Source organism: Bacillus sp. 275 (genome assembly GCF_001999205.1).
GTDB lineage: Bacteria > Bacillota > Bacilli > Bacillales > Bacillaceae > Bacillus > Bacillus velezensis.
In genome coordinates this window covers 2,704,825-2,720,644 of record NZ_CP019626.1, presented here as the reverse complement: position 1 = coordinate 2,720,644, position 15,820 = coordinate 2,704,825, and the positions used below count along the sequence as shown (strand labels likewise).

Sequence of the window (15,820 nt, the reverse complement as noted above, 5' to 3'; positions counted from 1 at the left end):
TCAGGTCTGTGAAAAGAGATAAATCGATTACTAATGACCGTTCCCTCCTATAAAGTGACAACTCTGCAATTGTCGGCTGATTTTTCCTTACATACATTTCTTGTGTCAAAGATAATCGGTGAGGCATCCTTCAAAATACTGTAGTCGATTACATCGTGATCTGTATGAATGATGATGACGTCGTACTGATTGATTTGTTCTTTTGTGAAAGGGACAGATTGTTTGCAGCTTCCGTCATTCAAGCGGATCTCGCTGATAAACGGATCATGATAATCAATCGCGCATCCCTTGTCCATCAATTCTTCCATTATCGTAAACACTGAGGATTCACGCGGGTCATTTGTATTTTTTTTATAAGCGGCCCCTATTATTAAGATGCTGCATTTGTCTTTGCCCGCCAGTTTCAAAGCATAGTCAGAGACAGAAATCGGCATGTTGGAATTGATTTCGTCCGCGAGATCAATTAATTTTGTCTGCAGCCCTTTTTCATTCGCGATCCATTTGAAGTAAAAAGGATCAATCGGGATACAATGGCCTCCGACTCCGGGGCCCGGGATAAATTTTTGAAAGCCGAACGGCTTCGTGTCCGCCGCGCAGATGACTTCCCATATATCAATATCAAGTTCACGGCAATTAAGCGCCATTTCATTGATAAGAGCTATATTGACATAACGATAAGTATTCTCTAGGAGTTTAGCTGTTTCAGCTACTTCGGGTGAGGTGACCGGGTGAATGCTTGTAACAATGGTGCTGTAAAACGCTGAGGCAAGTTCTGTGCAAGTCTGTGTGGTTCCGCCGACTACTTTAGGAATATCTGAAACTTCATATTGCCTGTTGCCCGGATCGATTCTTTCCGGAGAATAAGCCGTAAAAAAGTCTGTTCCTATTTTCATGCCGCGGCTTGATGCCATTCTGTCGGCAATCTTTTTTTTCGTTGTTCCGGGATAGGTGGTGCTTTCTAAAATTAAAAGCTGATGCTGCCTTCCATAAGCAATCATGCTGTCAACTGCACTGTCGATGTAGGTTAAATCGGGGATCTTGTCTTTTTTGTTCAGGGGTGTCGGCACACATATCACAATGATGTCGCATTTTTGGATGAGCGACATGTCGGCGCTGATTTGAAAGCGTTTTGTTTGTAAAGCCGAGTTCAGTCTGTCGTCCTCTATATCTTGAATATGGCTGCTTCCGGCGGCTAACAAGGAAACCTTTTCACTGTTTTTGTCGAATCCGATAACATTGTATCCTTTATCGACACATTCCAGCGCAAGAGGAAATCCCACATATCCCATGCCTAACACGCCTACAATCGCCTGCTTCGTTTCAATCAGATGTAACAGCCGTTTTTGACCAAGGTTGCTGGCTTCTTTTGTGACAGTATTCATTTTTCGCCCCCTAATAGATAGAAAAGAGTATTGTTTTTTACAATTTAAAACAAATATCGATCGATATCGCAATTATAACAAAAGTTAAAATTTGATAAATGAGTTTTACATCCTTTTATAAATTAGGTATTATCTATTTATTTTTCTTTTATTTGTAAAATAAAATCCTGTCAAATGGTATATATCTGGTAACGAGTGAGAAAATCTCCCTTAATTGAGAGAATATACAGAAAACAATATAAAAAAAACAGGCTGAAGCCTGTTTTTTATTCTTTCACTGCCTCAGTTACAGCCGCAGAAACGAGTGATCCCGCTTTCTCTAATCGTTCTTTGCTGATGTGTTTCATATTATCATTCTCGGTGTGATACCAAGGCCCCGGCTCCTGTGTATCGGGGCTGAGCCAAATCCAGTTAGCCGACGGAATCCCTGCTTCATAAAAAGAGACATGGTCTGAGTAACCGAGCTGAATCAGGTTTGGCTTGACCAACCGGGATTTTTCAGCGGCTTTTTCAGCATACCGGACGCTCGGGTTTTCCTTGCCGTCAGGAGTCGTGACACACATTTGACTCGCTTCTTCCCAGTCAGTCGCAATCATATCGGCATTAAAATTGGCCTGGCTGTGCTTTCTTTCATTGTTCGTGAGTGTACTGACGTAATAAGATGAACCCGCAGACCATAATTCTTCTGCACCGAACAGGATAAAGCGGATCTCTTTGTCTTTCGGTATGTGTTTGAGTTGCTTGCTGATTTCCAGAACGGCAGATGTGCCTGAGGCGTTATCATCCGCTCCGGGCGCGCCTTTTACGCTGTCATAATGCGCTGTGACATAAATAATATCAGCATCAGAAGAGTTGGCCTGTGCCGCTTTGCGCGTTCCTATAATATTTTGTGAGGTGCGGTTTTTATAGTTTTTAAATTGAATGACTGCCTGCTTTTCCTGCAGCAGTGCTTCACCGTCTTCTTTTTTCATACCCGCCGCCGGTATCGTGATTCCTTTATCGGTATGCGGACGGACGGCGAGCGGTTTTGTTGTCTGATTATAAATAATGACTGCTTTGGCTCCCGCTTGTTCGGCATGTTTGATCTTTTGAGAAACGGGGATCTTTCCTTCGCGTATCACTGCAATCTTTCCTTTGGCTCCTATTACGTCATCGCGTGATCCGCAGCCGCCGTCAAAAATCCCTCCCTCAATTCTCAGCTCTTTTTCAACAGCGGATTGATCAGCGGAGCGGAGCGGGAATTCATGATCTCCCGCTGTGACTGAACCTGAAAAGTACTTTTTCAATGGAAATGACTGTACTTTGACACTGGCGCCCTGAGCCCGCAGGCGATTCGATATGTATTCAGCCGCTTCCTTTTCTTTCGCAGTTCCGGTTTCCCGCGGTCCGATGGTTTCACTCAGATCATGCATCGTGTCCAATGCCTCATCAGCATCAAAAACCGGCGCGGCCACGGCTGAATAAGCATGAGTTTCGGACAGCGGCCCGGCAGACGCGCCCCATATGACGCTTGCTGCCACCGCGGCTGACATAAATGAAAATTTCATCATAATCCCTCCTCTTATTAACACCTCTTCCCTTTCGATTGAAGAACACTGATTCCTTTAAAAAGGGGAAAAATGAATATTATTGACCAAATGAAGATGATGAAAAAGGAGGGAAAAGCCCGGGAGCATAAAAAAACGCCGGGAGAATATCTCCCGGCGTCCATTCCATTACTTATTCAAGTTATAGAAAGAGTTGATACCGTGGTATTGAGCAGTTTCAGCCAACTGATCTTCGATGCGAAGAAGCTGGTTGTATTTCGCAACACGGTCCGTACGGGACGGAGCACCTGTTTTGATTTGTCCTGCATTAGTTGCCACAGCGATGTCAGCGATTGTGCTGTCTTCAGTTTCACCTGAACGGTGAGAGATAACGGCAGTGTAGCCCGCGCGTTTCGCCATTTCGATCGCATCGAATGTTTCAGTCAATGTACCGATTTGGTTTACTTTGATCAGGATAGAGTTGCCTACGCCGTTTTTGATACCTTCAGCAAGCTTTTTCGTGTTTGTAACGAAAAGGTCGTCACCGACAAGCTGAACTTTTTTGCCAAGACGCTCTGTAAGAAGTTTGTGGCCTTCCCAGTCGTTCTCGTCAAGTCCGTCTTCGATAGAGATGATTGGGTATTTAGAAACCATTTCTTCGTACCAGTCAACCATTTCAGCAGATGTTTTCACAACGCCTTCACCAGACAGATGGTATTTGCCGTCTTCTTTGTTGTAGAACTCAGAAGATGCAGCATCCATAGCAAGCTTCACTTCTTCGCCAGGTTTGAAGCCGGCTTTTTCGATCGCTTCAACGATTGTTTGAAGCGCTTCTTCGTTAGAACCAAGGTTCGGAGCGAATCCGCCTTCGTCACCTACAGCTGTGTTCATTCCTTTAGCAGAAAGAACTGATTTCAGGCTGTGGAAGATTTGAGCGCCCATGCGAAGCGCTTCACGGAAGTTAGGCGCGCCTACAGGCATAATCATGAATTCTTGAATGTCTACGTTGTTGTCAGCGTGCTCTCCGCCGTTTACGATGTTCATCATCGGTACAGGAAGCGTTTTTGAGTTGAATCCTCCAAGGTATTGGTAAAGAGGAATCTGTAAGAAATCAGCAGCTGCGCGCGCACAAGCCATAGATACGCCAAGGATTGCGTTCGCACCGAGTTTGCCTTTGTTTTCAGTTCCGTCAAGCTCGATTAAAAGCTGATCGATTGCGTTTTGTTCAGTTACGTCAAAGCCGAGAAGCTCTGGAGAAATGATTTCGTTTACGTTGTTAACAGCAGTTAACACGCCTTTTCCAAGGTAACGGTCTTTGTCGCCGTCACGAAGCTCAACCGCTTCGTATTCACCTGTAGAAGCTCCGCTTGGCACTAATGCGCGGCCGAAAGCTCCTGTTTCTGTATATACTTCAACTTCAACTGTTGGGTTGCCGCGGGAGTCAAGGACTTCGCGTGCATAAACATCAACAATGTATGGCATGAGTTTGTCTCTCCTTTTGATTTACGCTTATTTTTGAATTAAAGATGTTCCGGTCATTTCTTTCGGTTTTTCAACACCGAGAAGGTCTAATAACGTTGGTGCGAGGTCGCCTAGGATTCCGCCTTCGCGCAGCGTCACGCCTTCTTTCGTCACAATGACAGGGACTGGGTTTGTCGTATGGGCAGTGTGCGGTTCGCCTGTTTCTGTAATCAGAATGTCTGCATTACCGTGATCAGCGGTAATGATGGCATGTCCGCCTTTAGCGATGATGGCGTCAACCACTTCGCCTAAGCATTCGTCCACTGCTTCAATTGCTTTAATCGTCGGTTCAACCATTCCGGAGTGGCCGACCATGTCAGGGTTTGCAAAGTTCAGGATGATCGCGTCGTGCTTGTCAGCCGCGATTTCTTTTACAAGAGCATCCTTCACTTCATACGCGCTCATTTCAGGCTTCAGGTCATATGTCGCGACCTTCGGCGAGTTAATGAGGATGCGCTCTTCGCCCGGGAATTCTTCTTCGCGGCCGCCGCTCATAAAGAACGTAACGTGCGGATACTTTTCAGTTTCTGCAATGCGAAGCTGTTTTAACCCGTGCTGTGCCAATACTTCACCGACCGTATTGTCAAGGTTTACCGGTTTAAAAGCCACATATCCGTCAACAGATTCACTGAAGTGAGTCAGGCAGACGAAATACAGGTTTTTCGGATGATTTTCACCGCGGTCGAAATCGCGGAAATCTTTGTTGGTAAACGTGTTTGAAATCTGGATGGCGCGGTCTGGTCTGAAATTATAGAAAATCACAGAATCGCCGTCATGAATTTTCGCAACGGGTTCACCGTTTTCTTTTGTGATGACGGACGGAATGACGAATTCATCATGAATGCCGTTCGCATATGAATCGTCGACTACATCCATCGCGCTGCGGTAAGACGGGCCTTCGCCGTAAGCCATTGCGCGGTACGCTTTTTCCACACGGTCCCAGCGTTTGTCGCGGTCCATGGAGTAGTAGCGTCCGGAAATGCTGGCGATTTCGCCGACACCGATTTCTTCGATCTGCTCATTCAGCTGCTGAATGTAAGTTTTCGCTGTTTGCGGACCTACATCGCGGCCGTCGAGGAAACCGTGAATATACACCTTCGTCAGTCCTTCACTTTTCGCAAGCTTCAGCAGCGCGAATAAATGATTGATATGACTGTGTACGCCTCCGTCAGAAAGAAGGCCGAACAGGTGAAGCGCTTTGTCGTTGTCTTTCGCGTTTTTGATGGCGTCAAGGAACGTTTGATTGCGTTCGAATTCGCCTTCGCGGATGGCAACGTTCACGCGTGTTAAGCTTTGGTACACAATACGTCCTGCGCCGATATTCAAATGACCGACTTCAGAGTTCCCCATCTGTCCTTCAGGCAGTCCGACTGCTTCGCCTGATGCCGTCAGCGTCTGATGAGGGTATTGGTTCCAATAACGGTCGAAATTCGGTTTTTTCGCTTGTGCGACTGCGTTTCCGACTGTTTCATTGCGTAATCCGAACCCATCAAGAATGATGAGTGCAGCTGGTTTTTTACTCATATTGACCTTCCTCCAATAATTGAACGAATGACTGCGGTTCAAGGCTTGCGCCGCCGACCAAAGCACCGTCAATATCGGACTCTGCCATATATTCTTTAATATTTGCAGGTTTTACGCTGCCGCCGTATTGAATGCGGAGCTTGTCAGCAGTTTCCTGGCTGAAGCTTTCAGCAACGACTTTACGGATATGCGCGCAGACGTCGTTAGCATCTTTCGCTGTAGAAGATTTGCCTGTTCCGATTGCCCAGATTGGCTCGTACGCAATAACGGAAGCGGCAACTTGCTCTTCAGAAAGACCCGCAAGACCTTTTTTCACTTGATCGGCAACAAGATCATTTGTTTTTCCGGCTTCGCGCTCTTCAAGCGTTTCACCTACGCAAATGATCGGCACAATGCCGTGTTTGAAAGCGGCATGCGCTTTTTTGTTAACTGTTTCATCAGTTTCAGCGAACATTTCACGGCGCTCAGAGTGGCCGATGACGCAGTAATCCACGCCAAGGTCTTTCAGAGCGACCGGGCTTATTTCACCTGTGAACGCACCGTTTTCTTCAAAATGCATGTTTTGGGCGCCGACTTTCAGGTCAGTTCCTTTAACAGCAGAAGTCAGCTTTTCTAAGAAAAGAGCTGGTGCGCAAACAACGGCTTCCGCTTTGTCTGCTGCTGGAATGGAAGATTTCACTTCTTCAACGAAGCTGACAGCCTCGCCGAGTGTTTTGTTCATTTTCCAGTTACCGGCTATAATTGGTTTTCTCATCTGTTCCACTTCCTTATAGCAGTTTTTATTTATCGTTCAGCGCAGCTACACCTGGAAGCTCTTTGCCTTCCATGAATTCAAGGGATGCGCCGCCGCCTGTTGAGATATGGCTCATTTTGTCAGCAAGGCCGAATTTTTCAACGGCTGCCGCAGAGTCTCCTCCGCCGATGACAGAGTATGTATCGTTTGCCTCTGCCAATGCTTCAGCCACTGCTTTTGTGCCTTGAGCGAACAAGTCGATTTCGAATACGCCCATCGGTCCGTTCCATACGACAAGTTTGCTGTTTTTGATAACTTCAGCGTACGTTTCGCGGGTTTTCGTTCCGATGTCGATCGCTTCTAAATCACTTGGGATCTCAGAGATCGGCACGATTTGGACGTTTGCATCGTTAGAGAAATCATCAGCAACGAGAACGTCTTCCGGCATATAGAATTTAACGCCTTTTTCTTTCGCGCGGTCCATGAATGATTTTGCAAGTTCGATTTTATCTTCTTCAAGAAGAGATTTACCGACTTCATAACCAAGCGCTTTTACGAATGTGTAAGCAAGACCTCCGCCGATGATCAGGTTGTCCACTTTATCAAGCAGACTTTCAATTACGCCGATTTTGTCTTTTACTTTCGCGCCGCCGATGATTGCCGTAAACGGGCGCTCAGGATTTGTCACGGCTTTGCCGAGAACGTCAAGCTCTTTTTCCATCAGGAATCCTGCAACCGCCGGCAGATGCTCGGCAATTCCGGCTGTAGATGCGTGAGCACGGTGGGCAGCACCGAATGCGTCATTGACATATACATCCGCAAGCTCAGCAAATGCTTTAGCAAGCTCAGGATCGTTTTTCTCTTCACCAGGGTAGAAACGTACGTTTTCCAATACAAGAACGTCTCCGTCCTTCATATCAGAAATTTGTGCTTTTACAGCATCGCCGTAAGCTTCATCCGCTTTTTTCACTTCTTTGCCGAGCAGTTCGCCTAAGCGTGCAGCGACAGGAGTTAAACGAAGCTCCTCAACCACTTCGCCTTTCGGGCGGCCTAAGTGGCTCGCAAGAAGGACTTTCGCGCCTTGGTCTGCAAGGTGTTTGATTGTTGGAAGCGCAGCGCGGATACGAGTATCGTCTGTTACTTCCCCGTCTTTCATTGGAACGTTAAAGTCAACGCGGCAGAATACGACTTTGCCTTTTACGTCGATGTCTTTTACTGTTTTTTTATTCATGCCTTAGGAGATCCTCCTTCAAAATGGTTTGCATAGCACGAAAAACGTGAAACGTGAAACCGCCTCATGATGCTTCCGCCGCGGGGCAGATTGCAGCTTCCGGGCACGGGGCAGATCGTCTTCTGAGCCAGGGCAGGCGGCTCAGAAAACGAAAGTGCCGCGGAAACTTCAAAACGCGGACGTTCTGCAGCAATCCGGCGCTTTCTGAAAGCCGGTTCTCATGGAAAAAGGGAAAGGGAGTCCGTCCCCTTCCCTTGTCCGCTTTCATTATAGCGTTTCTGTCCGAAAGAACCAAGTCCGGCCCTTTCCGGGAGCTATGAATTAAAGACCTTGTTTTGCGATGTAAGCTGCAAGGTCAACAACGCGGTTAGAGTAGCCGCTTTCGTTATCGTACCAAGAGATTACTTTTACCATGCTGCCTTCCATAACCATTGTAGAAAGAGCATCGATTGTAGAAGAGTTAGCATTGCCGTTGTAGTCTCCGGATACTAATGGCTCTTCGCTGTAGCCAAGGATTCCTTTAAGATCGCCTTCAGCCGCTTCTTTAAGAGCTGCGTTTACGTCTTCAGCCGTTACGTCTTTGTTAAGTTCAGCAACTAGGTCAACAAGAGAAACGTTTGGAGTCGGCACACGCATAGCTCCGCCGTTCAGTTTGCCTTTCAGTTCAGGAAGAACAAGGGAAACTGCTTTAGCAGCACCAGTTGATGTAGGAATGATGTTTTCAGCTGCTGCACGCGCACGACGGTAGTCTTTGTGCGGAAGATCAAGAATTTGCTGATCGTTTGTGTAAGAGTGAACAGTTGTCATCATACCGCGTTTGATGCCGAATTTGTCGTTAAGTACTTTTGCAAACGGCGCAAGGCAGTTTGTTGTGCAAGATGCGTTAGAGATAACATCGTGGTTAGCCGCATCGTATTTGTCTTCGTTAACACCCATAACGATTGTGATATCTTCTTCGTTAGCAGGTGCAGAGATGATAACTTTTTTCGCGCCTGCTTCTAAGTGTTTCGCAGCGTCTGCGCGTTTTGTGAAGAAACCAGTAGATTCAACTACGATTTCAACGCCTTGTTTGCCCCAGCTGAGTTTCGCAGGATCGCGCTCAGCAGAAACTTCGATTGTTTTGCCGTTAACAACAAGGTTGCTGCCGTCAACTTTAACTTCTGCATCTAATTTTCCGTGTACGGAATCATATTGTAAAAGATGAGCAAGCATGTTAGCGTCTGTTAAATCGTTAACCGCTACTACCTCAACTTCAGGATTGTTTAATGCTGCGCGGAATACGTTACGTCCAATACGACCAAAACCGTTAATACCGACTTTTACTGCCATGATTATTTCCTCCTTTAAATAAGTGAGAGATATTTATATTGAGGGACTGTTATCCCTTAATAACTTCTTTGCGGCTCCTTCGTCCGTGACGAGAACCGTGTTTCGCTGCTTTTTAAAATAAGCTTCGATTGCTTCTGCTTTTGATGATCCGCCCGCTACCGCGATAATGTCGGGAATGGCATCGAGGTCATCGAGCTGCATTCCGACTGAATGCACCTTGTGAACGACTTCTCCGTCCGCATTAAAGTAGTAGCCGAATGCCTCTGTCACCGCATGATTGTCATCTATTTTCTTCAAATCTTCCAAAGGCGTGTTTCTTCGCTCCGCCATTGTTCTAGCTTCGCCGATTCCGTGAACGAGCATACTCGCTGATTTAATCGTGTGAAGCACCTCTTTTACGGAAGGCTCTTCAATAATAGATGAGTAGGCGCCTTGTGACAGCTGCCCGGGAACGAACAAAAGCCGGTAAGTGCCTGAAGCCTTTTCCGCCATATGCGCGCATATGGTGTTCGCCTGGTTTTTCACATCTTCGCCTAAACCGCCTCTTGCGGGCACAAACAGGAGCTCGCGGTTTTTTGAATCCGGCGTCATCATATCGGCGACGGCTTCAATTGTCGTACCGCCGGTTACAGCGACGATATTTTTGCCTGAAAATCTCTTTTTCATACATGCAACGGCCGCTCTCCCTAATTCTTTTTTGACCCAAGGAGATTGGTCGCTGTCTCCGGAAACGATAATGGCGTCTTTCAGATTAAGCCGCTCTTTTAATGTCTTTTCCAAAAGCGTCAACCCTAAAACATCCTTCATCGTATCTTCCAGAATCGAAAGCAGTGAATAGCCCTCTTCCGTCATTGTCATGCCGTTTGTTTTAATATCGATGAGATTCTGTTCTTTCAAAAACTGAACCTCGCTTCTGAGAACGCGCTCGGTCAATCCGAGGCTGGCTGCAAGACTTCTGCGGCCGATCGGTTCGGTAAGCCTGATATACTGCAAGATTTCAAATCTTTTCTGCATCACAAGCAAAAGATCAGGCAATAATTTTTTTTGAGCTTGTATTAACTGGTTCATGACTCAAACGTTCCTTCCTATTCATACTGGACAGAAAATGTCCCGCTATGACAAAAAACGTCCCATCATAGCCAAAAAAAATTATGTCTGCTTTCTTTAATTATTTTAACAGGATGACTTTGTTAATTCAACTGTTAAAGGTCAATTCCTCGACATTCTTCGCAGGATTTTCCAGTATCTCCTTGATACAGTCATTATATACAGAAACGGAATGAAGGTGACAGACAAAAGCCCGCCGGAGCGGACTTTTGTCGTAAAACGCTTTCATTTTATCCAGAGTTTTTCTATTTCTTCTAATGATTTATTTTTCGTCTCAGGACAGATCGTCACGACAAACAAGAAACAGAGAATATTAATGACGGCGAATATCCAGAAGGTGTACGCGAGCCCTAACCCGCTGATCATCATCGGCACGAACTGGCCGATCGCCCAGTTGGCCCCCCATAAGAATATCGTCGCAATACCGGCGGCGCGTGCGCGGAGGTGATTCGGAAAGATCTCCGAAATCATGATCCACGTAATCGGCCCGACCGATACGCAGAAAGCGGCGACGAATCCCAATATGATGACGACTAAAGCCGGACCGCTCGCCAGCTGAAAATAAAAGGATGCTCCGATTAAGATCATGAACAGCGCCATAAAGGCAGATCCGACCCCCATCAGCTTTTTCCGGCCCACCTTATCGACTAAAAGAACCGCGATAATGGTGAAAATCACTTCAACGACACCGACGATGCATGTCGTGATAAACCCCGCATTCTGTCCGAAGCCCATCATTTTGAAAATTTCCGGCCCGTAATACGTAATTGCGTTCATACCGATAACCTGATTGAATAAAGCCAGCAGAATCCCGATCACAAGCGCTTTTCTCAGCCCCGGCTTAAACAGCTGAGACAATGACCCCATTTTTTCTAATTGTAAAGACGTTTCGATTTGTTTGATTTCTTCTTTCGCGGTCTGCTCGCCGTTAATGCGCGTCAGCACGGCGAGGGCTTCATTCCGGCGCCCCGCTTTCGCAAGCCAGCGCGGACTTTCCGGCACGATAAGCAGCACGATAAAAAAGATGACGGACGGAATCATGCCGTAAGCGAGCATCCACCGCCAGCCGGTGTGCACTCCCCATTCATACGAGCCGGACTGCTGGACGGCGAGGTTAATAAAATAAGTGCCGGATATCCCTAATATCGTAAACAGCTGATACAGTGAAGACAGACTGCCGCGTATGGCCGGCGGAGCGGCTTCGGTAATATACGTGACAGAAAGCGAGGAGCCCATGCCGATTCCCAGACCGCCGATGACTCTGGCGATCACTAAGGAAGACACACTTTGAGAAAGCGCAGAGACAACCGCTGACACCGCAAACAACAGCGCCGCTGCCATCAAAATCTTTCTCCGTCCGAAACGGTCACTCAAAAATCCGGAAATCCCGACGCCGAAAACACCGCCGATCATAATGCTCGAAATCACGAGCCCTTCCATAAAAGGACTTAAGCGGTACAAATCTTTCAGGAAACCGATGGCGCCGGAAATCACCGCCGTGTCATAACCGTACAAAAGCCCTCCCAGTCCGGCCGCGCATGAGATGAGAATGACAAACCACTTGGAATGCTGCCGAGTGACAGGTACATTTGAGCCAATTGGTGCCGGGTGATTCTTCATGAATTTTACCCTCCCGCGAATAATAGAATAAAAACGCTTACAAATCTGAGTGCGGCGCTTGATGTTGCTTTGTTTTCTTCAGAACCGCCACATTTGTACGTACTTATAAAGAATTTTATCTAAAAATAAGGAAAATTAGTACGTACAAATAAAGAATAAGCAGTTTTTCATAATCTGTCAATTATTTTTACAGCTTGATGAAAGGGCTTACTATGTTATACTAGGATTTGTCCGTATACATTTTGGAGGAATTGATATGCTACCGAAATATGCTCAAGTAAAAGAAGAAATTTGTTCATGGCTGAATCAAGGAAAAATACAGCCGGACGAAAAGCTGCCTACGGAAAATGAGCTGATGCAGCAGTTCGGCGTCAGCCGCCATACCATCAGAAAGGCGATCGGAGATTTGGTCTCGCAGGGGCTGCTGTACAGCGTTCAGGGCGGAGGCACCTTCGTCGCTTCACGCACGGCGAAATCAGCCATGCATTCAAACAAAACGATCGGCGTCATTACAACGTACATATCAGACTATATTTTCCCGAGCATCATCAGGGGAATCGAATCTTATTTAAGCGAACAGGGCTATTCCATGCTGCTGACGAGCACCAACAACAATACAGAAAGTGAACGGCGCGGTCTTGAAAACCTGCTGTCCAAAAATATAGACGGGCTGATTGTCGAGCCTACGAAAAGCGCGCTGCAGACGCCCAACATCGGCTACTATCTCAATCTGGAGAAAAACGGCATTCCGTTTGCCATGATTAACGCCTCTTATGCGGAGCTGGCCGCACCAAGCTTTTCCGTCAATGATGTCAAAGGCGGCATGATGGCTTGCGAATACGTCATGTCCCTCGGCCACACGCACATTATGGGAATCTTTAAAGCGGATGACACGCAGGGCGTCAAACGGATGAACGGCTATCTCCAGGCGCACCGGGAGCGCGGGATTTTCCCGTCTCCGGACATGATCGTCACTTACACGACTGAAGAAAAAGAAACCGTGCTTCTCCAAAAAATTAAGCATACCCTTGAGCAAAACAGCGGGTCACACCCGACGGCCATTCTTTGCTACAATGACGAAATTGCGCTGAAGACGATTAATCTTCTCAGGGAATTCGGGTTAAAGGTGCCTGATGACGTATCGGTCATGGGCTATGACGATTCACATTTCGCCCAGATTTCCGAGGTGAAGCTCACCTCTGTCAAGCATCCGAAATCCATTATGGGGAAAGCGGCGGCAAAATACGTCATCGACTGCTTAGAGCATAAAAAACCGAAGAAGGATGACGTCGTGTATGAACCGGAACTCGTTATCCGGAATTCAGTCAGGCGGATCGGCGAATAAAAATGGGCAGATACAATAGTATCTGCCCATCAGTCATTAAATTGAAAACTAAGCTGAAAATCATGAGGTGGAAGAACATCATCTATATTTTCTTTATTAAAATGCTTTAAAATATAATAAAATAACGAATCTGAAATATATAGTCTTTTATCATAGTATGTAAAGACCTTTGGAAAGATATCCTTTTTGGATTGCAATTCATCGAAGTGATTAAGCACAGAGGTCAGCGCACCATGATTTATTGACTTTTTCTCATGGATTCGGTGAATATTCTCATATAAATACTGAAAAGAAAATCCTCTCCTCGCTATATCTGGATCAGACGTTAACACAATTTTCATTATATAATAGTATAACTTCAGCTTCGCTTTTCTTTCTCCATCTGCAATGTCTTGAATTTTTGTCAGATATTCCTCGCTTACTCTTTTATAATACAGAGCATTACATTCCTTAGCTAATTCAACACTGTCAAGAACAATGTAATTCTGACTTCTCTTTCTTATCCCACTTTCACGACAATAGTCAAAAAGAAGTTGTTGATATACAGCAACTATTTGGCTAGATGCCTCTATAAAATAATTTGTTACATTTTCACTAATGTCTATGTTCAGCTCTTTACAGCCTCTACTCTTTATATTCATTAAATCTGTAGTAGACCATTTAGTAGCATCAATATAATCAATTCTTTGAGATAATTCTCCATTAAATTTTTCAAAATAGCCATTTATAATTTTCGTCCCAATTATAATGAATCTTAAGCCGCTTTGATAAAACATTTTCAGGTCAAAAGCCAACAGATATTGATCGACTAAATTTAAATAATGAAAGTCATCCAGTACGATAAACTGAATACCTTTTTCCTTCAGTGATTCAGCCACTCTGACACTTACGGTCTTGGGAAGATCCATTTTTCCTGATTCACTTAATAACTCTTTTTCAGATGAATCTCCGGTCACTTTCGCTTTTAAAAATTGAAATAGATTTGCCTCTACTTGACTATCAATTTTTGAGCACTTTTCAATACTTTTGGAGAAGTTATCAGATATCTCCACACCAGATTTGTATAAAATTTGTGTATAAATATCAGCTAAATCAACTCCCTTCGTACAGTCTATCACTATAGTGTTTTCAGCTTTGGTTACATATTTTTTTCTTAATAATGTTTTTCCTACTTTTGTTTCACCATATATTACGATGTGATGATCCGTAAGTTCAATTTTATCTTGGTAATCCTCATCAATTTGTTGTCTATCAACATAACTTTTTAAAACATTCCGCGATATACCAAAAACATCTTTCAAAGAAACATCCAAATTTTTATTCCCTCCCTATATTTCAAGAAAATTTTTCTATTAAATAATATCATAATAGTATGAAATTTCGTATTATTGCACAAAAACAGGCAGCACACTATATATTATGTGCTGCCTGTTTTTCATCTTTTTAATTCGGCGATGATCTCAAATGATCTCATTCTGTCGGCATGCTCAAAGCTTTCTGAATTCACCATGATTTCATCCGCCTGTGTTGTCCGGATGAAGCTTTCCAGCTTTTCCTTCACACGCTCCGGTCCGCCGACGATCGTTGAACTGAGCTGTTCATTGACCATCGCTTTTTCATACGGCGACCAGATTTGATCCATGTCTTCAACAGGAGGCTTCAGCTGGTTCGGCGTGCCGCGGACGAGGTCTAAAAATCTTTGATAATGCGATGTTGCCAGATGCTCCGCCTTTTCGTCCGTATCGGCGGCAATGACGGTGACGCCGACCATCGCGTACGGTTGATCCAGTACGTCTGACGGACGGAAGGAGCTGCGGTACAGCTCAAGGGCGGGCACGGTGTTTTTCGGTGAGAAGTGAGCCGCAAAGGCGAACGGAAGCCCGAGCTCTCCCGCAAGACGCGCGCTGAAGCCGCTTGAGCCCAAAAGCCAGATCGGCACGTCCAGCCCTTCGCCCGGAATGGCGCGGACTTGATTGCGCACATTGCCGGACGGTTTGAAGTAATTTCTCAATTCTTCAAGCTGCTCCGGAAAATCTTCCCCGCTGTTTATGTTTCTTCGTAAGGCTCTCGCCGTTAATTGGTCGGTCCCCGGCGCGCGTCCGAGCCCCAGGTCAATCCGACCCGGATACAACGTTTCAAGGGTTCCGAATTGCTCCGCGATCACAAGTGAAGAATGATTCGGCAGCATAATACCCCCAGAACCGACGCGGATTTTTTTCGTGCCTCCGGCGATGTGGCCGATCAGCACCGCCGTTGCCGAGCTGGCAACTCCTTCTATATTATGATGCTCCGCAAGCCAATAGCGGTTATAGCCCCACTCCTCGGCGCGGCGCGCTAAATCCATGCTGTTGCGGAACGATTCAGCAACCGTTCCCCCCTGTACGACCGGCGATAAATTCAATACGGAAAACGCAGTATCTTTCAATGTATGTTCAGCCATCGTTTTCTCCTTTATGGTTTAGTGTAAGCAGATCTTAAACAAGGTCTCTACCACACACCTTA

General features: G+C 45.8%; 12 protein-coding genes. 1 reads left to right on the top strand and 11 read right to left on the bottom strand.

Annotated features, from left to right (window positions below; genetic code table 11):
• Window positions 1-47: 47 nt before the first annotated feature.
• The 9 genes from BZ167_RS13195 to BZ167_RS13150 all read right to left on the bottom strand — a co-directional run bounded on the left by BZ167_RS13195 (window position 48) and on the right by BZ167_RS13150 (window position 11,973).
• Complete coding sequence (locus BZ167_RS13195; protein ID WP_007409958.1) at window positions 48-1,382, bottom strand: nucleotide sugar dehydrogenase; 1,335 nt, start codon at window positions 1,380-1,382, stop codon at window positions 48-50.
• Window positions 1,383-1,648: 266 nt separating this feature from the next.
• Window positions 1,649-2,929 (bottom strand): M20/M25/M40 family metallo-hydrolase, encoded by a 1,281-nt coding sequence (locus tag BZ167_RS13190; protein ID WP_077392104.1) that lies wholly within the window; start codon window positions 2,927-2,929, stop codon window positions 1,649-1,651.
• A 168-nt stretch (window positions 2,930-3,097) separates the two neighbouring features.
• Window positions 3,098-4,390: a phosphopyruvate hydratase gene (gene eno, locus BZ167_RS13185; protein WP_007409956.1), complete on the bottom strand. Its 1,293-nt coding sequence runs from the start codon at window positions 4,388-4,390 to the stop codon at window positions 3,098-3,100.
• Between the two features lie 27 nt (window positions 4,391-4,417).
• Window positions 4,418-5,953, bottom strand: coding sequence for a 2,3-bisphosphoglycerate-independent phosphoglycerate mutase (gpmI, locus tag BZ167_RS13180; protein ID WP_003151620.1), 1,536 nt, complete (start codon window positions 5,951-5,953; stop codon window positions 4,418-4,420).
• Window positions 5,946-6,707: a triose-phosphate isomerase gene (gene tpiA / locus BZ167_RS13175; RefSeq protein WP_003151618.1), complete on the bottom strand. Its 762-nt coding sequence runs from the start codon at window positions 6,705-6,707 to the stop codon at window positions 5,946-5,948. Before tpiA ends, gpmI begins: the two co-directional genes overlap by 8 nt.
• Window positions 6,708-6,732: 25 nt before the next feature.
• Window positions 6,733-7,917 carry a phosphoglycerate kinase gene (locus tag BZ167_RS13170; RefSeq protein ID WP_003151616.1) on the bottom strand — a complete coding sequence of 395 codons (1,185 nt, stop codon included), beginning with the start codon at window positions 7,915-7,917 and terminating at the stop codon, window positions 6,733-6,735.
• Window positions 7,918-8,238: 321 nt separating this feature from the next.
• Window positions 8,239-9,246, bottom strand: coding sequence for a type I glyceraldehyde-3-phosphate dehydrogenase (gene gap / locus BZ167_RS13160; protein WP_007409954.1), 1,008 nt, complete (start codon window positions 9,244-9,246; stop codon window positions 8,239-8,241).
• Between the two features lie 33 nt (window positions 9,247-9,279).
• Window positions 9,280-10,314 (bottom strand): gapA transcriptional regulator CggR, encoded by a 1,035-nt coding sequence (cggR, locus tag BZ167_RS13155; protein ID WP_003151607.1) that lies wholly within the window; start codon window positions 10,312-10,314, stop codon window positions 9,280-9,282.
• A gap of 264 nt (window positions 10,315-10,578) precedes the next feature.
• On the bottom strand, window positions 10,579-11,973 hold the full coding sequence (locus tag BZ167_RS13150) for an arabinose-proton symporter AraE (RefSeq protein WP_003151605.1): 1,395 nt from the start codon (window positions 11,971-11,973) through the stop codon (window positions 10,579-10,581).
• Between the two features lie 256 nt (window positions 11,974-12,229).
• Here BZ167_RS13150 and BZ167_RS13145 point away from each other — a divergent pair, with 256 nt between their 5' ends.
• Window positions 12,230-13,318 (top strand): arabinose utilization transcriptional regulator AraR, encoded by a 1,089-nt coding sequence (locus tag BZ167_RS13145; RefSeq protein ID WP_020956364.1) that lies wholly within the window; start codon window positions 12,230-12,232, stop codon window positions 13,316-13,318.
• 29 nt (window positions 13,319-13,347) lie between these two features.
• Here BZ167_RS13145 and BZ167_RS13140 read toward each other — a convergent pair whose 3' ends face one another.
• Window positions 13,348-14,631, bottom strand: a complete 1,284-nt coding sequence (locus BZ167_RS13140) for an ATP-binding protein (RefSeq protein ID WP_031378316.1) — start codon at window positions 14,629-14,631, stop codon at window positions 13,348-13,350.
• Window positions 14,632-14,753: 122 nt separating this feature from the next.
• Window positions 14,754-15,758, bottom strand: a complete 1,005-nt coding sequence (locus tag BZ167_RS13135; RefSeq protein WP_015418250.1) for an LLM class flavin-dependent oxidoreductase — start codon at window positions 15,756-15,758, stop codon at window positions 14,754-14,756.
• Between the last annotated feature and the right edge of the window lie 62 nt (window positions 15,759-15,820).